Annotated in this window: 20 protein-coding genes; 7 read left to right on the top strand and 13 right to left on the bottom strand. The window is 46.5% G+C overall.

Annotated elements, in window-relative coordinates:
* Positions 1–1266: a hypothetical protein gene (locus ABS362_RS04165; RefSeq protein WP_350411046.1), complete on the top strand. Its 1266-nt coding sequence runs from the start codon at positions 1–3 to the stop codon at positions 1264–1266.
* 452 nt (positions 1267–1718) lie between these two features.
* Here ABS362_RS04165 and ABS362_RS04160 read toward each other — a convergent pair whose 3' ends face one another.
* The 4 genes from ABS362_RS04160 to ABS362_RS04145 all read right to left on the bottom strand — a co-directional run bounded on the left by ABS362_RS04160 (position 1719) and on the right by ABS362_RS04145 (position 6576).
* On the bottom strand, positions 1719–2345 hold the full coding sequence (locus ABS362_RS04160; protein ID WP_350411045.1) for a pseudouridine synthase: 627 nt from the start codon (positions 2343–2345) through the stop codon (positions 1719–1721).
* 33 nt (positions 2346–2378) lie between these two features.
* A complete protein-coding gene (locus ABS362_RS04155) occupies positions 2379–3878 on the bottom strand; it encodes an N-acyl-D-amino-acid deacylase family protein (protein ID WP_350411044.1) in 1500 nt (499 codons plus the stop codon).
* A gap of 49 nt (positions 3879–3927) precedes the next feature.
* Positions 3928–4419 carry a VOC family protein gene (locus tag ABS362_RS04150; RefSeq protein WP_350411043.1) on the bottom strand — a complete coding sequence of 164 codons (492 nt, stop codon included), beginning with the start codon at positions 4417–4419 and terminating at the stop codon, positions 3928–3930.
* Positions 4420–4536: 117 nt separating this feature from the next.
* Positions 4537–6576, bottom strand: coding sequence for a PA14 domain-containing protein (locus ABS362_RS04145; RefSeq protein WP_350411042.1), 2040 nt, complete (start codon positions 6574–6576; stop codon positions 4537–4539).
* Positions 6577–6981: 405 nt separating this feature from the next.
* Here ABS362_RS04145 and ABS362_RS04140 point away from each other — a divergent pair, with 405 nt between their 5' ends.
* From ABS362_RS04140 to ABS362_RS04115, 6 genes are all read left to right on the top strand, one after another.
* On the top strand, positions 6982–7542 hold the full coding sequence (locus tag ABS362_RS04140) for a DUF1543 domain-containing protein (RefSeq protein ID WP_350411041.1): 561 nt from the start codon (positions 6982–6984) through the stop codon (positions 7540–7542).
* A gap of 109 nt (positions 7543–7651) precedes the next feature.
* Positions 7652–8731, top strand: a complete 1080-nt coding sequence (locus ABS362_RS04135; RefSeq protein ID WP_350411040.1) for an efflux RND transporter periplasmic adaptor subunit — start codon at positions 7652–7654, stop codon at positions 8729–8731.
* Entirely contained in the window at positions 8728–9987 is a 1260-nt protein-coding gene (locus ABS362_RS04130) for an ABC transporter permease (protein WP_350411039.1), read from the top strand. The genes ABS362_RS04135 and ABS362_RS04130 overlap by 4 nt, the downstream gene beginning before the upstream one ends.
* A gap of 1 nt (position 9988) precedes the next feature.
* The gene (locus tag ABS362_RS04125; RefSeq protein WP_350411038.1) at positions 9989–10669 is read left to right on the top strand and encodes an ABC transporter ATP-binding protein; all 681 of its coding nucleotides are present in this window, start codon (positions 9989–9991) and stop codon (positions 10667–10669) included.
* 53 nt (positions 10670–10722) lie between these two features.
* The gene (locus ABS362_RS04120) at positions 10723–11226 is read left to right on the top strand and encodes a hypothetical protein (RefSeq protein WP_350411037.1); all 504 of its coding nucleotides are present in this window, start codon (positions 10723–10725) and stop codon (positions 11224–11226) included.
* 170 nt (positions 11227–11396) lie between these two features.
* Complete coding sequence (locus ABS362_RS04115; RefSeq protein WP_350411036.1) at positions 11397–12413, top strand: NADP-dependent oxidoreductase; 1017 nt, start codon at positions 11397–11399, stop codon at positions 12411–12413.
* Positions 12414–12521: 108 nt separating this feature from the next.
* On the opposite strand, the gene ABS362_RS04110 is transcribed toward ABS362_RS04115, so the two are convergent.
* The 9 genes from ABS362_RS04110 to ABS362_RS04070 form a co-directional block, all read right to left on the bottom strand.
* Entirely contained in the window at positions 12522–13223 is a 702-nt protein-coding gene (locus ABS362_RS04110) for a DsbA family oxidoreductase (protein ID WP_350411035.1), read from the bottom strand.
* A 58-nt stretch (positions 13224–13281) separates the two neighbouring features.
* The gene (locus ABS362_RS04105; RefSeq protein WP_350411034.1) at positions 13282–13524 is read right to left on the bottom strand and encodes a DUF3820 family protein; all 243 of its coding nucleotides are present in this window, start codon (positions 13522–13524) and stop codon (positions 13282–13284) included.
* A gap of 136 nt (positions 13525–13660) precedes the next feature.
* Positions 13661–13993: a hypothetical protein gene (locus tag ABS362_RS04100; protein WP_350411033.1), complete on the bottom strand. Its 333-nt coding sequence runs from the start codon at positions 13991–13993 to the stop codon at positions 13661–13663.
* A gap of 57 nt (positions 13994–14050) precedes the next feature.
* Positions 14051–15214 carry a hypothetical protein gene (locus tag ABS362_RS04095; protein ID WP_350411032.1) on the bottom strand — a complete coding sequence of 388 codons (1164 nt, stop codon included), beginning with the start codon at positions 15212–15214 and terminating at the stop codon, positions 14051–14053.
* Positions 15215–15318: 104 nt separating this feature from the next.
* A complete protein-coding gene (locus ABS362_RS04090; RefSeq protein ID WP_350411031.1) occupies positions 15319–15948 on the bottom strand; it encodes a DUF3347 domain-containing protein in 630 nt (209 codons plus the stop codon).
* Positions 15949–16044: 96 nt separating this feature from the next.
* Positions 16045–16515 carry a hypothetical protein gene (locus ABS362_RS04085; RefSeq protein WP_350411030.1) on the bottom strand — a complete coding sequence of 157 codons (471 nt, stop codon included), beginning with the start codon at positions 16513–16515 and terminating at the stop codon, positions 16045–16047.
* A 153-nt stretch (positions 16516–16668) separates the two neighbouring features.
* Entirely contained in the window at positions 16669–17874 is a 1206-nt protein-coding gene (locus tag ABS362_RS04080; protein WP_350411029.1) for an efflux RND transporter periplasmic adaptor subunit, read from the bottom strand.
* An 82-nt stretch (positions 17875–17956) separates the two neighbouring features.
* Entirely contained in the window at positions 17957–19264 is a 1308-nt protein-coding gene (locus ABS362_RS04075) for a heavy metal-binding domain-containing protein (protein ID WP_350411028.1), read from the bottom strand.
* Positions 19265–19346: 82 nt separating this feature from the next.
* On the bottom strand, positions 19347–20606 hold the full coding sequence (locus ABS362_RS04070; RefSeq protein WP_350411027.1) for a TolC family protein: 1260 nt from the start codon (positions 20604–20606) through the stop codon (positions 19347–19349).
* Positions 20607–20611 lie beyond the last annotated feature (5 nt).

The raw sequence follows: 20611 nt of genomic DNA, 5'->3' as shown, positions 1-20611 counted from the left end.
ATGACACGTTCATTTAACATACTTTATACTTTAATCCTGGGGGCACTGCTTTTTGGTACCGCTTGTAGTCAATCCGGAAAACCAGAAACAAAGGCATCAGCTAATGAAGTATCCGCACCAGCTGTAAAAATCTCTGAAGAAGGCCTATCCGCATCCTGCCCTTACCTGACGAAAGATAACAAAGGCAATATGGTGCTGAGTTGGGTACAGGCTATAGATACGACCGGTAATTACCTGATGGCTTATGCTGTTTCGGATGACGCTGGTAAGACCTTTGGCAAAGCACAAACTATACCCACAACCAAAGGTGTGCACCCGCACGACGAGAACCTGCCCAAAATACTTTTCCGGAAGAATGGAGATATTATAGCGATGTTCCCGGTCAGTAACCCGAACCCAAAGAACAGCTATGCCGGATTGGTTTTTTATACGCAGTCGTTTGATGGTGGTAAGAACTGGACCGAAGCAAAGCAACTGGCTGAAGACACTATAAACAGCATTGACGAGCGTTATTTTGATATGGAAGTATTGCCAAACGGAGAAGTAGGCGCTATCTGGCTCGACTCCAGGAAAAACACAGACAGGGAAGGCTCCAGTTTATACTTTGCCAGCACCAGCGGCCGCAATGGCTTTGCAGGTGAGAAGGTGATAGATACGCAACTATGCCAGTGCTGCCGAACCGACTTGTACTTAGATGAAAAACAGGAACTGCACGTAGCTTACCGTGGCATCCTAAACGACAGCATCCGAGACATGATGCACCTGGTTTCTGTAGATGGCGGAAAAACTTTTGTGAAGCCGGAACGCATTAGTGCTGATAACTGGGTAATTGATGGTTGTCCTCATACAGGCCCGGCGATGATCTCAAATAAATTCGGGATGCATTATGCCTGGTTTACAATGGGTGGCGGCAGCGGTGTATACTATAGCCAGAAAGAATCCGGAAAGGCCTTTACACCACGCGAAACTATAAGTAATGCACCGGCAGCAAGGCACCCGCAATTAGCTACTTTTGGCAATGGCAAACTGGCTGTAGTCTGGGATGAACGCGGTAACGACAGCAGCAAATCAAACAACTACATAGGCTTACAGATCAGGAGCGATAACGGTGCACACTTAAAAACAATACAGCTAACTGAAGCAAATGGAAGTGCAGTGTACCCGGTCATCGCAACTATAGATGATAAAGATTTACTGGTCGCTTATACTATAAAACAGGAGAAGTATAATGGGGTTTGGTGGCAGTTGGTGAAGCCGGGGATTTAGTTGTTAATATACGATTATACTGTTCGAACCAAGCTATCCTTTCAAACCACTCTTAATCCTGGGAGCTTTACTCACCTATCGTTTTATAGGTAACCTGGCTCCCTCGCGGCCGGGAGGCCCCGTCTTCGGGCATCGCGCTGTGCGAATCTCTTTTGCTCGCACACTCGCAATGCCTAACGGCACCAGATATTCACAAGGCGCTCAACCCAAAGACTGATACGTTTCTCATAGCAACCACCAATCTATAGTTTGAACCAGTAAGCTTCGATATTTATCGTGGTCATAGTTCCGTAGGGACAGGTCGCGACCTGTCCGCTCTTTGCCTGTAACTATAGAACTATAGTTTGAAAATTGGCAAGGACAGAAAGTCCCCCTTTGAAGGGGGCGAAGGGGGATGATAAACAGAAACTATAAAACTATGGCCAGCCAGACTCTCATAGGAACTGTGCAAACTACGAGTTATAAATTACTCTTGAAAATCCTGATTCAGACAAAATTTGTTCAGCCGCCATAGCCAGCGACAGATCTTCCACTTCCACCACTTCGCCAGACAGCAAGTCCCCTAGCTGAATATCACCAATTCTAACCCTTACCAAACGCAACGTAGGGAAACCTGCCGCGGCGGTCATTTTACGGACCTGGCGGTTTTTGCCCTCTGTTAAGGTAATCGAGACCCAACTGGTAGGGCCATGGCGATCGTCGCGTATCTTGCGGCTGCGTTGCGGAAAACTTGGGTCTTGCTCTAACCTGAAAGCAGCGCATGGTAAGGTTTGATACTTGTCGCCATCAATGCCAATTTCTACGCCTTCTTGCAGCAGTTTTACAGCTTCGTCAGTTATCAGACCATCTACTTGGGCATAATATTCTTTTTCTACGCTTTTCCTGCGAACCTGCTCGCTTACTTTACCATCGGTAGTTAGTAGCAACAGGCCTTCGCTATCCTGGTCGAGTCTGCCAATGGACATTGTTCCTTCAGGAAAGTCGTGTAGTTCGCCGAGGAGTTTTTTCTTTTTAAGCTCGCAAACAAACTGGCTCAGGTAACCATACGGCTTATGTACTATAAAATGGCGGTGTGTCATAAACGGGTACTATAAAGGCGCAAGTTAAGCAATTTATAGTTGTGGCTTTCGCAGCACACGCCCTGTCCGCGCTCCTGTAAACGTTTCCTGTTCCTTTACCACCTTGCCATTAACTATAACATACCGGAAACCAGTACTTAGTTGCATTGGGTTTTCGTAAGTGGCGTTTGCTTTTATTTCAGTTGGGTCGAAGAGCAGCAGGTCTGCCTTGTAGCCCGGCTTTATAAAACCACGATCCGATATGCCAATTGTTTCAGCAGTCAGGCCAGTCATTTTACGGATACCTTCCTCCAGCGGGAACAGCTTTTTATCCAGCACAAATGTCTCAATCATTTTGGCGAACGAACCGAAGCTGCGCGGGTGGTTCATGAATGGGCTGCCATCGGTACAAAGCATCGTGTAGGGGTACTTCAAAAGCGTATCCTGCAGGGCTTCATCCATAATAAAATAAGCTCCAAAGGCGCCGTAAGGACCAATGTCATCGCGTAGCACTTCTTCAAAAGGCTTGTTCAGCTCTGTTGCTACCTGGCCTAAGGTTTTTCCTGCAAATGGGCCTGTTCCGAGTAACGTAGCTTCGGGACCATTGCGGGAGATGATCTTTTCTTTCAGGTATTGGGTCAGCTCTTCGCCTCTCGTGGCTTTAACTTCCTCATAATCATAAGGCTTTTTAGCCCAGTCCGGGAACAGGATCTCGATGGAAGTATAGCTGGCGGTGTAGGGGTAGAAATCGGCAGTGGCTTTTATTCCTTTTGCGCGGGCATCGTTCAGTAGTTCACAGATCTCTTCGGCGCGGCTGGTGCCTTTTCCATAAACTACTTTTATGTGTGATATCTGTACCGGGCAGTATTTTCCTTGTGAAAGTAGTTCTTCTATAGCCGGAATTATAGTTGCATCATTCTCGCTGCGCATGTGGCTCATGATCATACCGCCACGTTCGCCTACAACTTTTGCCAGTCTGTTGAGTTCCGGGGTTTTGCAGTTAAATCCGGGGTTATATTCCAGGCCGGTCGTCATGCCAAAACAGCCCAGATCCATGCCTTCGTGCAGTAGTTGTTCCATTTCGTCAAAGTCTGTTTCGGTAGGCTCTACTTTATACTTTGCCCCGGTCTGCATGCGAATTGTATTATGGCCCACAAACATCACAATATTCACGCCCGGCTGCAGTTCATCCACGCGGTACATCCAGCTTTCCAATGTCTCACCTGAAGTATGACTGTCTTCGCTCAAATCGGGGCTGAAACCATCCTGACCCAGGCAAATAGTGGTTACGCCCATCGCCAGGAAGTTCTCGAACGCAGGTGTTTTAAACGGTTCGCCATGGGCATGGGCATCAATAAAACCGGGTGTAAGTATAAGTCCGCTTCCGTCTATAGTTTTAGCTGCCGAAGCCGAAGGTTGCGTACCGATCAGCTTAACTTCATCGTCTTTCACCCATACATCAGCAACGTAAGGGGTTTTTCCAGTTCCGTCGTATAGAGTAGCTCCGGTTATCAGCAGGTCGTAAGTCATGGGTTGTGGCGTATTATTTTGCATGCGTACACGAACTTACTGATTTTTGAAAAGCAAACTATAGTACCGTTAATTATTCCAGTTCTTTCAGCAGGTCTTCCAGGTCCAGGTGGCGGGTATACATGTAAAGAGAGCCATCGGCATGAGTTGGCCAATGGGCTTTCGGTTTGTCCCAGTATAGTTCTAGGCCGTTATGGTCGGGATCGTTCAGGTAAATAGCCTCCGAAACCCCATGGTCCGACGCTCCTGTGATGGGGTAATTTGCATCTAGCAGGCGTTTAAGTATAGCTGCAAGGTCTTTGCGGGTTGGGTAAAGGATAGCTGCATGGAAAAGCCCCGCGGCATGCTTAGGAGCCGGTTCTGCGCCTTTGCTGAACCAGGTGTTTAACCCGATATGATGATGATAGCCACCCGCTGAGACAAAAGCTGCATCTTCGCCATACATCTGTGTCAGTTCAAAGCCTAAGGTGCCGGTATAAAAATCGATGGCGCGTTGCAGGTCAGTTACTTTTAAATGCACATGCCCGATGCTGGTTTTAGCGGGTACTTTATAGTTGTCTTCCATATACGGTCCGTGTTTTTTACCTTATACTATAGTTAGCCCTGAAAAGGTAAGCTGCATAAGCCGGACCTGGGAAAACGAAAACAGGCACCCCGGTTAAGAAGTGCCTGTTCTGTAGTTTTATTCTTTTACAATCCGGATGGTTTTACTCAGGCCGGTGCTGTCGGTGTATCTCAGGAAATACATACCGGCGTTTAGCCGTGCTTTTGTCAGGTCTATTTCCAGTTTGTTCTCAACCAGAGTTACATTCGGGACATTGTATTTCATCACACCTTCCGGCGTCAGGATCACTACCTTCTTCAACGTTATTTTCTGAGTGCCCATATCCAGAACCAATACATTGGTAAACGGATTCGGATAGGTAGTAGGCTCCACAGATTCGGTTGGTGGGGTAGTGGTGGTTGGCGGAGGAGTAGCGGTTGTTCCCATCGTCGACAGCCTGTTTCCTGCAATCGGTCTTTCCAGTGTTCCGTCCGGTAATTGCCAGCCAACGGCTACGTTATCCTCGCCTTTACCTTCTACATGCAGTACCTCAATATAATAGCGTTTACCAGCCTCCAACGTAATGGGTTCTGATTTCTGTGATGATTGCTTGGTCCATTCACGGCTGCCGGTATAGCCATTTACATATGCAATTCTTTTCTTTAAAGCAGGGTCTTCCGATGTGCTCAGGGATAGTTCAGCATTATTATCGCCTGCTACCCAAAAAGTGTATTGCCCGCTTGCTGGTGCAGTAACGTAGCCTCTAATTCGCTGGCCATAATGGTCAGCTACATCACTATGCGACTCAAATAGCTTCAGTTCTTTTGTAGTTGTCGGAGTTTGGTTTACAGGTATTTCACTTACATTCTCTGTATAGATATCAGCCCAAAGCTCACTGATGATCATACCAGTGCCGGTTGCTGTAGTTGTGGTATCAGGTTCCGGCTCTTCCTGTTCCGGAGCTGGCTCTGTTGTGGTTGGTATAGTTGTTCCGTTTCCGTTCGGGCCTAACACAACACCATTGCTGCTCAGTTTCTGCTGCCACCTGGTATATTCGTCGCGCTCGTGCTGTTTGGTTATAGTACCCGGCAGTGAGATGTTATTTTCTGCGGTAGCGCCCGTCATATCAGATATATCTCTTCTGTCGTTTGGCCAGTTCCAGGCCATTACGCCAAGTGTGTTATTGTCGATGGAGTTGGAATAGGTTATGCCGGTTTTTTCATAGTCCTTGCTCCATACACCGGAAGTATACATGTTGAAGCGCGTACCGTCATCAAAAGTAGCAGAGTTTATGATGCGGTTATGATGATAGCGGATGTTATGGCCCGCAGCGATACCCATGGAATAATTGCCCAGGTTCACCAGTTGGTTATCATAAGCCTCTATAAATGCCGGGCATCTGTCTGCATTTCCATCACTGTCTGTAAGTATGCCGCCCCCCGAAAAACTATGGTCTGTTGCATTAACCGGGTAGGCGCCCTGTATGTAGTTGTTGTGTATCCTGATTGGTGATGATGGCGTGCCACGCGAGTTGTAGATATTGATATTATCTTCCTTCACGGATTTGTTTGGCTCATTTATCACCTCGTTCCAGGCGATCTCAACATGAGGGATCTGGCCTCTGTAATTGAACTGCACAAACTGCGAGTGCATCTTACCGCCATGTACCCGGCCATCAACGTTCTTTACCTTGTTATAGCGGATCTTGATGGTCTGATTTGTAGATCCGTCGCCCCGGTAATCATCTCCTAACACAATGCCGGTCGTACTTTCCATGTAGCAGTTCTCTACCACCAGGTTTCTGAAGTCGTTCAGGGTAACAAAGCGGCGGGTCTTGGGGTAATCGGTGGTAGGGGTAGGTGTAATACCGTAACCGTTCGTATGCTTAACAGTAATATCGGCAGCGTAATACCAGCTCTTTATCAGGAAACCAGCACCCCGAATATTGGAGTTGATAATGATAACAGGCTCTGTTGTACGGATGTCAACTGCCGGTATATCTGAGTTGGTTGACTCCCAGTTACCTGTGTAAGTGCCGCCTTTTGTGATAGTAATAGGGCCGCTGTAGGTCTGGGCATTTGAATAAGTTGGGAAGAGAAAGAGGGCCAGGATCAGAACTGGCAGGATGTGAAAAATGAAATTCGAAACTGTTCTGGAGTACACATTTCTTAGTACCATAGTGCAATTGTAAAGTTGAGTAATATATAACAATACTAATATTAATGATTAAAAAAATATGCTAAACGGTGGCAAATCTATTATTAAAAATTAATTAAATGCAAATTTTATATAAATATGTTTAATAAAATCCAATTTTTTGGTGGTGTTAATTGGACGATGTTGTTTATCAAAAAAATAAATTATAAAATGTTGATATACAATAAAATGTGTATGTATTCATGCGTTGGTCATGCTAAAGTGTAATTTATAGTTGATAGATCAAGTGGATTAAATTGCACTGTTTTATTTACTAAAATTTAAATAAAAATTTATAATATTAAATAAATAGGATATTATATAGTTGTGCACTTTTTTGATAAAACAGTTTAAGAACAATAAAATCAGCTCAGCGTTTTTTTTAACATGGCAGAACAAAAACTATTTATGGTGATGGTAGGTTGCCGGCCGCCGGGCAGAAATACAGAGCAACACGACGTGTTCTTCGGGATAGGAGAAACTATAAAAGACCTGGTGCCTCAGCTTAAGAAGTTCTGGCCCGGAGCCGGAACAATGCATGTAGATGCCTGGCGCGAAGTAACTATAGTTGATAGCTACAAAATAGAGGTACTGCCAAGGCAGGAAGCAACGGAAGTAAAGCAGAACTATAGTTTATTTTTCCTGAACCTGGGCGGTTATAAGCAGGGCGAGTTTGATGAGTTTCATTACAAGTTGCTGGTAGTTGCCCAGGACAAAAAAGAAGCGCTGCGGGCAGCAAAGCAGTCAGCTTTTTACAAGCATACAGGCTTTAAGGAAGCACCGGCGCACATAGATGATAAATTCGGGGTGGATGTGGATGATCTTTACCAGGTAAAGGATATTCTTGCCCCGGATCTGAAGGCACTCTATAGTTTAGAAATCAGTCCCGTAAACACTACTCAAACCGACAAACTATACCTTGGCTATTTTCCTTTTCATAAACTATAGATTTCACAAACTATAACCCTAACTTGGCAACACAAAACTTATAGTTCTACGGGCTGTTTGTTTGTATATAAGTAACACTGAAGTGTGCCGGAATTACGTAGATCCCACCATGAAACTATACTTCTCATTTGCTCTCTTGCTTTTGCTGGCTGCCTGCACCGGCAAACAGGAAACCACACAGCCAACTATAGAAGATATAACGGAATCGGTGTACGCCTCTGGAGTTGTGAAAAGCCGAAACCAGCACCAGGTTTTCCCGATGGTGAGTGGCATTATACAGCAGATACTGGTTACCGAAGGAGATGTAGTGAAGAAGGGAGATCCGCTGCTGAAAGTAGATAACGATGCCGCCCGGTTAAGCACCGAAAATGCGCGCATTGCAGCCGAATATTCCAGTGTAAGTGCCAACGCAGCCAAACTGAGTGAACTACAGGAAACCATAGACCTGGCCAGAAGCAAAAAGCAAAACGACTCGATGCTGCTGGTAAGACAGCGCAACCTGTGGGCAAATAAAATAGGCACCCGTGTAGAGTTGGAACAACGGGAGTTGAACTATAAAAATGCGGTTACCGCTTTGCGTTCGGCACAGCTGCGCTACAACGATCTTAAAAAACAACTAAACTTTGCGGCCAAACAATCTCAGAAATCCCTGCAGATAAGCGAGACCATGTCGGATGATTACACTGTAAGAAGTGAAACTGATGGCAAGGTGTATAGTGTGCTGAAAGAAAAAGGAGAGATGGTTAGCCCGCAGATGCCGGTTGCTGTAATTGGTGCTGCCGACGAATTTATTCTGGAGCTGCAGGTAGACGAATATGATATTGCCCGCATAAAACCCGGCCAAAAAGTGCTGCTGAACTTAGATAGTTACAAAGGGCAGGTGTTTGAAGCGGAAGTGTATAAAGTAAACCCGGCCATGAACGAACGCACGCGCTCGTTTACCGTCGAGGCTAGTTTTGTAACCGTGCCACCCGCCCTGTACCCCAACCTTACCACCGAAGCCAACATTGTTATCCAGCGCAAAGAGAATGCCCTGATCATCCCCAGGGAGTACCTGGTGGATGGCAACTATGTGATGATGGAGGATGATAAAAAAGTGCAGGTAAAAACAGGCCTGAAAGATTATCAGAAAGTGGAGATACTGGAAGGGTTGACCAAAGAAGACGTGATCGTAAAGCCGGTGCAATGAACTCAAAACTGATCTTCGGGATTGCCAGGTCGATGATGCTGGCGCGATTGGGGCAAACGCTGGTTGCCGCAGTGGGTGTCTCGTTCAGTATTGCGATGTTTATTACGTTACTAAGTTTTATGAATGGCCTGAACGATATGCTGGATGGCCTGATCGTGAACCGTACCCCCCATGTGCGGCTTTACAACGAGATCAAACCAAGCGAGAACCAGCCCATCAATTCAGCAGCAGCCTTCAAAGACTCCTATAATTTTATAAGCTCAGTAAAGTCCGGCATCAGCCGGCAGGAGATCTATAACAGCGGGCCTATATTAGAGGCGGTAAAAACCGACCCACGCGTGCTGGGTGCTACTCCAAAACTTACGGCCCAGGTGTTCTTTAACGAAGGAACTATAGATATTACCGGCGTGATAAACGGGGTGGATGTGGAGGAGGAAATGCGCCTTTTCAAGTTCCGGGATTATGTTACGGCAGGAAATGCCATAGATGCGAAGAATATAGCCAACAGCATTATTTTAGGCAAAGGCCTCGCCGATATTCTTGCTGCCGATATTGGCGATGTGGTGCAGGTAACTACCGTGCAGGGCGAGCGTTTTCCACTAAAAGTAGTCGGGTATTTTCAGTCGGGTATTCAGGAGATAGATAAAGTGCAGAGTTATGCGTCTATAGTTACCACCCAAAAGCTGATGGCCAAACCTGCCAACTATATGACGGATATTCAGGTGAAACTATACGACCTGGAACTAGCCCCGGCAGTTGCACAAGAATACAGGCAAAAGTTTAACATCGACGCCGAAGACATTCAGACAGCCAATTCACAGTTCGAAACGGGTAGCGATGTGCGTTCGATCATTTCGTATGCCGTTGGTATTACACTGCTTATAGTGGCGGGCTTCGGCATTTTCAATATCCTCAACATGATGATCTATGAAAAGATGGATTCTATTGCCATACTAAAAGCCACCGGTTTTTCGGGAAGGGATGTGAACCTGGTGTTCCTGGTGATCGCGCTGAGCATCGGTTTCTTCGGAGGGATGGTCGGGTTAGTGTTTGGGTTCATCTTTTCGGTTATCATCGACAACATTCCGTTTATTACGGCCGCGCTGCCAACTATAACAACCTACCCGGTAAACTATAGCCCGGTCTTCTACTTTATCGGCGGCTTCTTTTCACTGATCACCACCTACCTGGCAGGTTTTTTCCCGGCGCGCAAAGCCAGCAGAGTTGACCCTGTGGAAATTATAAGAGGTAAATAACATGCAGGAAACGATACTGGAAGCTAGACACATTACAAAAGAGTTTCATGACCCGGTAACGGTGCAGGTGCTGCATGACATTACGTTTTCCATTAACAAAGGCGAGTTTGTATCGGTTATAGGCAAGTCAGGTTGCGGTAAGTCTACGCTGCTCTATATTCTGTCTACAATGGATACGGACTATAAAGGTGAGCTGCTGATTGACCAGGAACTGATGACTGGCAGGAGCGATGTGGAACTGGCGCGCATCCGTAACGAGAAGATCGGTTTTGTTTTCCAGTTTCATTACCTGCTTAATGAGTTTTCTGTGATCCGGAACGTAATGCTGCCCGGCTTAAAGTTAGGAAAATACAGTGAGCAGGAAGTAGAGCACCGGGCCCTTGAAAAGCTGAAAATGCTGGGCATAGACCACCTGGCAACTAAAGAGGCTTACCGTATATCAGGTGGAGAAAAGCAGCGCGTAGCCATTGCCCGTGCCCTTATAAACGACCCGCACATTGTAATGGGCGACGAACCAACCGGTAACCTGGACACAAAAAACAGCGAACACGTTTTCGAAATATTTAAAGAGCTGGCCGGCGTGCACAACCAGACCCTGCTTATAGTTACCCACGACCAAAGCTTTGCCGAGCGCAGCGGCCGGATTATCGAAATGGAAGATGGCAGAATTATCAGGCATTGATACCGGAAATACCTATATTGTTTTCTGTAATAGTTCTGCCTTAAAATAACAAAATGAAGCAATCTATACTGCTACTACTAGCATTTTTACTTGCCTATACAGCATCAGCTCAAAGTCTGAGATTTAACAAGCTCATCAAGTTTCAAGCTAAGAACCAAGAGTACATTCAAAACAAGCTGATCAGAAATGGTTGGTCGTTTAATGAGGATAAAAAACCAACCACAGATATGCTGGGTAAGGTTGTTTGGTCTTATAAACCCATTGGTATTAATGCTAATGCCTGGCTGGTACTTTACTATAGTGACACTACTCCAAACAGGATTTTATATAACACGACGGATTTAAAGCAGATAAAAAAAATCAGAAAGCGGTTACAGCGGAAAATGAGTATTATCGATTCAGGCAGAAATTCAGCAGATTATGTAGATTCTTATACTGATTATGCGGATGACAACTATGTGATACGATTTTTTAGTTATATACAGCCTGATTACTTTGGCATCAAGATTTTTGATAAAAAGGATTATCTGTTAGCAAAGTCTAACAACCGATTGTAAGTATAATAGCTGGTTTATTACCCTTGCTGCGTGTTCTCATCAGCAAGAGTAAAAGCCAGGCCATGGAATTGTTGTTGGAATCACCAACAATGGTTCGGTTTCCACCTCAGAAACGATAACTACAGCCGCCGCTTCTGCGTGTAACTAGTTCTACCTGATCAGGACAAACTATGAAAACAAGAAGCATATTACTGAACGAGCGTCCTAAAGGCCTGCCCACCGAAAGTACCTTTAAATTTACGGAAGAAGAGTTGCCTGAACTGCAGGACGGACAGGTGCTTCTGAAAGCATTTTACATTTCCGTAGACCCGTATATGCGGGGACGCATGAGCGATGCAAAATCGTATGTGCCACCTTACAAGTTGCACGAACCTATTATGGGTGGTATAGTTGCCGAAGTAACAGAGAGCCGCAATTCAAAACTGCCAAAAGGTAGTGTAGTATTGGGCAACCTTCCCTGGCAAACCTATAGCATCTCCGATGGCAGAGGCCTGACGCCTGTCGACCCGAACATTGCACCGCTGAGCTACTACCTGGGTATACTGGGCATGCCTGGCCTTACGGCGTATTGCGGACTGCTCTTCATCGGTGATCCTAAACCTGGCGAGACAGTAGTGGTGTCGGGAGCGGCTGGAGCGGTTGGCACTGTTGTAGGGCAGATAGCCAAAATTAAAGGATGCCGTGTGATTGGTATTGCTGGTTCTGATGATAAGATCAATTACCTGAAAGAGGAGCTGGGTTTCGACGAGGCTATCAACTATAAAAGTACTTCTGATATGCGTGGTGCACTAAGCGCTGCCTGCCCGGATGGGGTAGATGTGTATTTCGATAATGTGGGCGGGGAGATATCTGATGCCGTTTATAGTTTGCTCAATAACTTTGCCCGCATTGCTGTGTGTGGCCAGATCTCGTTATACAATGCTACGTCGCAGCCTATGGGGCCAAGGGTTGAACCTATTCTGCTCAAAACAAAGTCACTGATGAAAGGATTTATAGTGAGCGACTACGCAGACAGGTTTGGAGAAGCCGCCGCAGGCCTGGCAGGTTGGATACAGGAAGGGAAACTGAAATATGAAGAAACAATTGCAGAAGGTTTTGACCAGTTGCCGCACGCATTCTTAGGTTTGTTCTCAGGCGAAAACATTGGCAAGCAGCTCGTAAAAGTAGCAGGCTATAGCGGCAGCTAACATCCAGTAAATTTCAGTTTTGATCAGTTCTGTTAAAGAATTTATTACAAGTAAACTATAAAAGCACCCATTAGTGGGTGCTTTTATAGTTTAAGGGGATGCTATAGTTTAGCAAGTACCGTCTATGCTGCAGCTTTCGCCATCGGTGTTAATTTGCTGCAGGGTAGGAGCTACCTGGTCAAATACCTGGTGGAACACCTCGGTAGGTTGGGCTCCGCTAACCAGGTACTGGTCGTTTATGATAAAAGCCGGAACGCCGGTTATACCAGAGGCCTGTGCCCATTGCTCCATTTCCCGGACTTCCTGTTTCCCTTCTTCACTTTCAAAAAAGTTCTCCAGTTTTTCGGCAGGTATTCCGTTTTCAATCCCGATCTTTTCGAGCAGGGTAGTGTCGTTCATGTTTTTGCCTTCGGTAAAGTAACTATAGAACAGGGCATTTGCTACTTTTTCCTGCACGCCACACTCGCCTGCAAGCCAGATAAGCCTGTGCCCGTTAAAAGTATTGTTTATCCTGGGCTGTTTGTCGAAATTAAATTCAATGCCAACTTCTTTGCCTGTATCTGTCAGGCGCTGGTTCATGGCACCTATCTGCGATACGATCTGCGGGCCATAGTTCATTTTGAAATACTCCACCTTGTCCATGCCTTCCGGGGCAATAGCGGCGTTTAGCTCAAAAGGCTTAAAGCTAACGTCGAAGTCGTACTTCTCCTTTGCTGTTGCAAGGGCACTGTTCAGACGTTGCTCACCCACATAACACCACGGGCAGTTAATATCCGAAACTATATCAATCTTGATCTTTTGTTTACTCATAATTCTGTGATTTATAACTCCAGAACAGGCAGGTATGTAAAATGTTATAAACTATAGTTTACCTTACCCGCCTTACATTTCGCTTGATAGGTGTTAACAAAAATTCGAGGCCGTTTAGTTTTATCTCGTAGGCAGTGGCCAGCAACATGCCCAGTTTGCCCTCCGGAAAGCCTTTTCGCTGAAACCACTCCAGGTAAGAAACCGGCAGGTCGCTGATAAAATAATCTTTATACTTGCCGAACGGCATTTTCATTTTTACCAGGTCCACGAGCAGCTGCGGATCCATCCCTAAATTCTCCATAAGCAAGCGCGGTTTTTACCAAAGAAAAGCCGCTATAGTTGGTGTGTTTTAAAGCCTAAAGATAGCTTAAAATATGGTGGCAGGATGTACTATAAAGCAGCATAGAAATGAAAAACTATAGTTTATAGTGACTGAATCAGTCGGTGTGTCGGTTTCTTTCTGATTCTTCGATGCGCTCCATTAATTCAGTGATCAGGTCCAGTTCGGGCTGTTCGTTTTTATATAGTTCCTGGTCTGGAGCAATAGGCGTAGGAGCCACCTTGTTATGAAAGACCTTCAGGAGATGGATATAACCATCGAGCTGTCTTGAAATGTTAACGTAAAACTCCGGGTTCTCAGTAGCCTGGTCCAGGTAGGCGACTTTCATGTTCTCAGCAGCACGTATCTCCTTATAGATCAAAGTGCCAAGTTCCTGTCGGGTAATCTGGTCTGGCAGGTTTTTAATAAAATCGCTTATATCAAAATGCATGTGCTGATGTTTTAGCTATAGTATACGCACCTCTTTACACGGGTTTTATAGTTAGACTCAGATTCTTTTAAAGTACAATTCTTTGTCATCTTCCCAGACACAAAGTGTACGTTTGTCCGGCATTTCTATAGTTTCGATGTAGCTGCCTTCGCCTATAGTTTGTATGGCTGCAGAATGCAGGAATTTTAGTTTCAGATTATTGCCGTCTTTCCAGGTAATAGCAGGGTTGGTACCACCACTGATGCGGCAGTTTCGGCCTTTGCCAACTTCTACTTCGGCTTTGCCGGGCTGTGCGTAGTAAATGCTACCATCGCGCTGCCAGGCGGTGTGTACGCTGTCGGTTTCATCTAACACCAAACCACCGCCGTCCATCGGGCAGCCTTCCACTTTCCAGGTGTCGTAGCCTAACTTCTGAGGGGCTGTAAAGGTTTTGCCACCATTAGCGGAGGTTGTGAAATAGAAATCGCGCGACCCGTTCAGCCAGTTACGGAACATCAGGTTTACTTCTTTGCCTTTCACGACGATACTTGGTTTGCAGCATTCACAAACGGTGCTGTCCGGCGACTCATATATGATGCGGTTTGCCGACCAGGTGTTGGCAGGACCGGTAGCAGTAGCCAGCGCGATCTTGTTTTGCTTGTCATGCCGCACATCCAGCCACAGGGCATAAAAAGTATCATTCTTATCGCAGGCAATACTCATCAGGCCTTCGGCAGCAACCTGGGGAACGTCATTCACACCGGCAGCTTTATCCCATTTACCGGTGGCATGGTTCAGGCTGAACGAGTGGATATTTCCTTTTTTATCAATAGCAGTAACAAGTGTATAGTTAACCGAGCTCGCGATCTGTGGCCCCATCGACATGCCCAGCAAAAGCCCCGGAATGGTGCCTACCAGTTCAGGTTCCGTAAAGTTTTGCCCGTTGTCGGTAGAGGTGGCGCAGTAAATATTTTCCTCCAGGCCATAAACTATACGGGTTATGCCCTTTGCATCAACAGCAAGTTGTGGCTGGCGGCCTTTTGCCAATAATTGGGTACTTGTTTCGGCGGCAGGTGTGTTGCAGGCAAAGCCCAGGAATAGAAACAGTGCAAGAGTCAGGAGGTGCAGGGTGGTCTTCATCAGGTGTAATAGGGTCGGGGTTGTAACCTGTAAGTTAGCATTTTTTTCTGCAATTTTTCCGGATGGCTGTTTGGTAACTATAGGTCTATGGTTTGTGGGCAACTATAGTATACTGCGGGAAATGTGGTAACTATAGTTAAACCTTAACCCTGTAAAGAAAAAGAGGCACCTTATGGGCGCCTCTTCTTATTGCTGTAACTATAAATTTACTTTTTGTAAACCTCTTCGTTGCTTCCGCACTTCAGCATCTGGTCGCCGAAATATGGGTTACGGATCTCCTCATTAGAGCTTAACCAGTAAGCGCCCTGGTCGTTGTTGGCCATTGGGCAATGCTGGTAGTAAAGTGTCTGGTTGGCTGCGCCAAAAGCTTTGGTTAATGCAAACGTAGCCTCAGAAAGTAACTCCAGCTGTGCACGCTGCAGCGCCAGGTCAGCAGACTCTGCCATAGCAGAAGCGGCCTGTTTTACTTCGCTTAGTTTTTCTTCAGCAAAGGTTTTCTGTTCACCTTCCAGGCCTGCAACTTCTACTTTATTGGCGGCTTCAACTATAGCTTTGGCATCTGCCTGCGCTTTTTGTGCGTCAGAGGCTACCAGGTTATCTTTCAGTTTCAGGTAATTATCCACTACAACTGTTAACTGTTCTTTTACCGGTGCAGCCACTGCGGTGTAATCCGGAGTTTCTACCACTACTTTGCTTTCAGCAGGCATCTCATCGCCGTGCGCCATGCCTTCGTGGTGTTCCATGTTATCAGTTTCTGCAACAGTTTCCTGCTTGGTATCAGAACAAGATGCAAATACAAATGCTGCAAGCGCAGCTGCTACAAACGTTTTTTTCATGATCGTTTACTTGGTTGATATAAAGTTTAAAGTTAAGAATTCATTTTTAAAGTAGTATCTCTGTTATGTGTTGATGATCGCTGCCGACAACAAGAGTTACTGTACGTACTTTTTATAGTTCTCCTCGGATGCAAAGTATAATACATCGCCATTGGCACCACCGGGTTTAAGAGCAATAAATGCTTCAGACTTGTCTACTTCCTGGCCTGTTACCGGATCTTTTGCAAAACGTACTCCGCGATCATTTTTTATAGTTTTTACACACATCTCGCAGCAGCCGTAATACATCTTATCGTCAAAAGGAACCGGGAACTGAGTTTTGCCGCCCATGTACGCATTGTTCACCATGCAAACCAGGTCTTTCGGTAATCCGTCTGCAGTCATCAGTTCAGTTGCTTGTTGGGCTGTAGCAGCTGTGGAAGCCATATGGCCGGCATGGCTGGCAGAGGACATTTCTGTTGATGTTTCGGAAGTGGTAGCAGCCTGTGTCTGAGGTGCTTTTTCTGAAGAGCACGAAACAAACAGTACAGCAGCAACTACAACGATATAATTCAGGTTCTTTTTCATGGGTTAAACTATAGGTTAAAAATTGATCTGTTCAAAAATTACCAGCCCTAAGGCCAGTAGAATTGCAAGGTAAAGAAGCCGTTTTGGCCAGTTGTTCTTATTAGGTTCCTGCTCGTCTCCGGTTTTGCAGCAATCTCTCATAGCAGGTATAGTTTAATGTTGATGACCGGCCATCGGGTCAGCGCCTTTTTTAAGCACAAACTCACTGTAAAGCAGGTAAGCCCCCGATACCACTACTTTTTCATTTTCTTTCAGCCCGGACAGAATTGCCACGTTGTCTGCGCTCGTCTCGCCTAAGGTTACCATTCGGGCCCGGAAGGTGTTTTTGCCTGATTGCACCCATACATGCGCGCCTTTTTCATCCCGTATCACGGCATCTGTCGGCAGGATAAGGGGCGTTCCTTTTGTTTCCGTATTCGGGATAATTACATTGGCCTGCATGCCCGGTAAATACTCGTCGTCCGGGTTTGGCAGCTCGGCACGAAGTATAGCGACCTGGCTGCCCGCCCTGAACTCCGGACTGATAAACGTAACTTTGGCTGTAACAGGCTCCTGCCCGAATCCTTCTACAGACACACCGATCGGATCGCCTTCTTTTACATTGGCTACTTCCTGTGGGTATAGTTCGGCTTCAACCCAGATCTTACCCAGTTTACCCAGCCTGTAAAGTACACTGCCTTCTGCAACATACTGGCCTTCGGCGGCTGCTACTTCGGTAACTACACCACCAGCAGGAGCCACAAACGTAATGCGCGGACTAAGCTGCTCGGTTCGGGCAAGCGTACGGATCTGGCCTTCGGTTAAACCATAGAGTAATAGCTTCTTTTTAGCAGCCTCCAGGAACGAGGCAAACCTCGGATTCTCTTTGCCAAGCTCACGGTTCTGTGCCAGGGCCAGCAGGTATTCGCGTTGTAGGGTCAGGAGTTCTTCGGAGTATAGTTCGTAAAGCGGCTGGCCTTTTTTTATAGTTTGTCCGTTCTCTTTCAGGTATAGTTTCTCCACCCGGCCGGCAACGCGGCTGCTTATTACATCGGTCTGTGTTTCATCAAGAACTAGTTTGCCGGTAAGTATAGCCTCGCCACCCACTGATCCTGATTTCACGCGTTTGGTTTTAATGTTTCCTAACGCGATCTGGCTTTCGCTCAGCATCAGTTCCCCGTTCTCTTTCCCGGATTGTGAAACAGGTACCAGGTCCATAAAACAGATAGGGCAGGTGCCGGGCTTATCCTGCACGATCTGGGGGTGCATCGGGCAGGTATAGGTAGCCGATTCACCTTCTGCATGCGATTTTTCTTCCGTGGAGCAGGCCGCTACAACTATAGCCACCAGCAGGAAAAGTATGTTCAGATATCGTCTCATGTTTAATTTTGAATGAGTGGATGAGTGAATGTGTGAGTAAGTTTTGATATTCACTTCTGCACACATGCGCTCATTCACAATTTTATTTACCTACTTTTATAAAGCTTTCGCTATCAACCAGGAACTGCGCATTTGCAGCGATCGTATCTGTCTCTTTTAACCCGGAAATGATCTGTACTTCTTTGCCGGCATCGGTTCCTATAGTTACATTTACAGGCTCAAAAACTCCATTTACCTTTCTGAAAGCTACATTTTTAGTGCCGATATTAAGAACCGCTTCCTTCGGCACCCATAATGCTGAATCTGTTTCGAAAGTGGCCTCACCTGTCACTAACTGGCCTACCATAACCAGCTTATTACTGCCCGGCAGGTATACCCGCACCTTTGCAAAATTCTCGCCTTCATCAAAAAATGGTTGAAAGAAATCTACTTTTCCCTCCAGCTTTTCGCCGGGCAGTTGCGGGAACGATATCACGATAGGAGAGCCTTTGGCTAACGAGCTCATTTCACCGGCAGGCACATTAAACTCTGCCCATAGTTGCTCCGCATTTACCACCCGTAACAGTGGTTGACCAACAGTTACGTATATGCCTTCTCGAAGCTGTATGGTTTGTCCGGCCGGGGTTGTTGGTGTTGGAGTTGTAGAAGCTGCGCTGCTTCCTCCGCCCATAGCATCCATTCCTCCTCCAGCGCTTGCAGCAGGTGCCGGAGCCATGCCGGGTGTTGCTGTCGGGGCCGATGCATTCAGGTCAACCACATAGCCGTCGTAAGGGCTGTAAACAGCAAATGTATAGCTTTCTTCCCCATTCCGGATCAGCCGGTTTATCTGCTCGTTCGTAGCGCCCAGGTACTGTAGTTTCTGTTTAGCTGCCTGTATCAGTTGCTTATCTTCAGGGGCCGATTGCACTAGGTACAATAGTTCTTTTTGTGCCGTAATCAGGTCCGGACTATAGATTTCCATCAGCTTCTGACCTTTGCGTATCGGCTGGAAATTATACTTCACAAACAGCTTCTCAATGCGTCCGCCAACTTTTGCAGGTACCGAGAATACACGGCGCGGGTCATAGGTGATAATGCCATCCATCTGTACAGTTGCTTCCATAGCTTTTTGCTCAGGTTTAGTAGTGGAGATGTTGGCAACCACAGTGCTGTTGGTTGGTTTCAGCAAAAAGGCCAGGTCTTCTGTAATTTCTACGCCATCGCCGTGCACCGCTTTAGGTACCAGGTCCATGCCACAGATGGGGCAGGTGCCGGGCTCTTTCTGCACGATCTGAGGGTGCATAGGGCAGGTATATTCCGTATCGCCTTCTGCATGGTTATGGTCATCCCCGGAACAGGCAGCCACAACTATAGCCAGCACCAGCAAAAGTATGTTCAAATATCGTTTCATGGTCTAATGTTGAATGAGTGATTGAGTGAATGTGTGCGTAAGAGTTTTAATTCACTCATGCACACCTTCGCTCATTCACAATTTATCTCTCAATCTCTTTCTCGTAGTTCACGGTCATTTGGTAGAGCTGCTGCAGGTTACGCAGATACTCCATTTGCGCCATGTTCAGGGCTTCCCAGGCATCGATCACCTCTGGCAGTTGCGCATTGTTCTGCTCATAAGCCAGCATTGTTACATCGTAGTTCTTCTTCAGTGCCGGGATGATCTTGGTAGTATAGTTCTCCAGGTGATGATGCAGACTGCCTAGCTCCAGGGCCATACTTTTGGCCATACCTTCCGCTTCGTTCAGCATGGCTTTGCGCTCCCGCTGCATGGCCTGTATTTCCAGGTTCATGGCTTTGGTATTCGCCTTATACATCTTCGACGACCATGGCGCGATCGGAATCGAGATCATGCCCATGGCGGTATACTGCTGCGGCATCATGTTGTCGCGCGGGTACATGTGGTCGAAACGCAGGCTGAACTCCGGTAAACGCTCTTTTTTTTCCATTTCAACACCCAACTGCATCGATTCTATCGTTCTGTCGAGCTGGCGAATATCGCTTCGGGCACTGGCCAAATAGGTGGAATCTACTGTCCCCTGTGGTACCGCCGGTAGCGTTACAGCTATAGTTGTGTCGATCTTATAGTTCGTGTTCTGCGGCAGGTCCATCAGCATATTCAGCTGTGTGTTCTGCTGAGCTATCTGAGCTGTCACCATATCCTGCATGTTCTGTACTTCGTGCAGGCGGGCTTCGGCCTTATAGATACTACCCAGTTTGCCCTGGCTGTATGGGTAGCGGATGCGGGCAACTTTCAGCATAAATTCCATGATGCGCTCATTGTCCTTTAAAACATCCAACTGCTTTTCCAGCACCACCCAGTTATAGTATGCGGTTTTAGCCTGTGCACGCAGATCGTTATACTGTACTTCTTTAGAAGCCTGCTCAATACCTGCTTTGGACTGCATATACTTTTGCTTGGCGCGTTGCTTGGCCGGGTTAGGTATACTTTGTTCTGCAGAGATCATAAAAGAGCCTTTGTCGCTTTCGTTCATCACTTCGGCGCCCGGGTATGGAATCATAAAAACACCACCGCCCACCATAGGAGCCATCCAGCTTTTTGCTCCTTCGGCGTAAGCATCCATGGCTTTGGCGCGGTAGTCGTACTGCTGCAGCATCGGGTTATTTTTGCTGATGCGTTGCAGCACGCTGTCCAGGGTTATAGTTTGCGGTAGTTGTTGTGCCCGGGCCGGAACTATAGTTAGTAGAGTAAGCAGGAGAGCAAATGCTAAACATCCCACAACCC

The sequence above is a fragment of the Pontibacter populi genome (assembly GCF_040278685.1).
GTDB lineage: Bacteria > Bacteroidota > Bacteroidia > Cytophagales > Hymenobacteraceae > Pontibacter > Pontibacter populi.
Note: the sequence above shows the minus strand (reverse complement) of the source record. Positions and strands in the feature narration are given on the sequence as shown.

Bases quoted from the DNA above. Each gene is read 5' to 3' on its own strand.
- ABS362_RS04165 (WP_350411046.1), top strand. From the start codon at position 1: ATGACACGTTCATTTAACATACTTTATACTTTAATCCTGGGGGCACTG.
- ABS362_RS04160 (WP_350411045.1), bottom strand. From the start codon at position 2,345: ATGACACACCGCCATTTTATAGTACATAAGCCGTATGGTTACCTGAGC.
- ABS362_RS04155 (WP_350411044.1), bottom strand. From the start codon at position 3,878: ATGCAAAATAATACGCCACAACCCATGACTTACGACCTGCTGATAACC.
- ABS362_RS04150 (WP_350411043.1), bottom strand. From the start codon at position 4,419: ATGGAAGACAACTATAAAGTACCCGCTAAAACCAGCATCGGGCATGTG.
- ABS362_RS04145 (WP_350411042.1), bottom strand. From the start codon at position 6,576: ATGGTACTAAGAAATGTGTACTCCAGAACAGTTTCGAATTTCATTTTT.
- ABS362_RS04140 (WP_350411041.1), top strand. From the start codon at position 6,982: ATGGCAGAACAAAAACTATTTATGGTGATGGTAGGTTGCCGGCCGCCG.
- ABS362_RS04135 (WP_350411040.1), top strand. From the start codon at position 7,652: ATGAAACTATACTTCTCATTTGCTCTCTTGCTTTTGCTGGCTGCCTGC.
- ABS362_RS04130 (WP_350411039.1), top strand. From the start codon at position 8,728: ATGAACTCAAAACTGATCTTCGGGATTGCCAGGTCGATGATGCTGGCG.
- ABS362_RS04125 (WP_350411038.1), top strand. From the start codon at position 9,989: ATGCAGGAAACGATACTGGAAGCTAGACACATTACAAAAGAGTTTCAT.
- ABS362_RS04120 (WP_350411037.1), top strand. From the start codon at position 10,723: ATGAAGCAATCTATACTGCTACTACTAGCATTTTTACTTGCCTATACA.
- ABS362_RS04115 (WP_350411036.1), top strand. From the start codon at position 11,397: ATGAAAACAAGAAGCATATTACTGAACGAGCGTCCTAAAGGCCTGCCC.
- ABS362_RS04110 (WP_350411035.1), bottom strand. From the start codon at position 13,223: ATGAGTAAACAAAAGATCAAGATTGATATAGTTTCGGATATTAACTGC.
- ABS362_RS04105 (WP_350411034.1), bottom strand. From the start codon at position 13,524: ATGGAGAATTTAGGGATGGATCCGCAGCTGCTCGTGGACCTGGTAAAA.
- ABS362_RS04100 (WP_350411033.1), bottom strand. From the start codon at position 13,993: ATGCATTTTGATATAAGCGATTTTATTAAAAACCTGCCAGACCAGATT.
- ABS362_RS04090 (WP_350411031.1), bottom strand. From the start codon at position 15,948: ATGAAAAAAACGTTTGTAGCAGCTGCGCTTGCAGCATTTGTATTTGCA.
- ABS362_RS04085 (WP_350411030.1), bottom strand. From the start codon at position 16,515: ATGAAAAAGAACCTGAATTATATCGTTGTAGTTGCTGCTGTACTGTTT.
- ABS362_RS04080 (WP_350411029.1), bottom strand. From the start codon at position 17,874: ATGAGACGATATCTGAACATACTTTTCCTGCTGGTGGCTATAGTTGTA.
- ABS362_RS04075 (WP_350411028.1), bottom strand. From the start codon at position 19,264: ATGAAACGATATTTGAACATACTTTTGCTGGTGCTGGCTATAGTTGTG.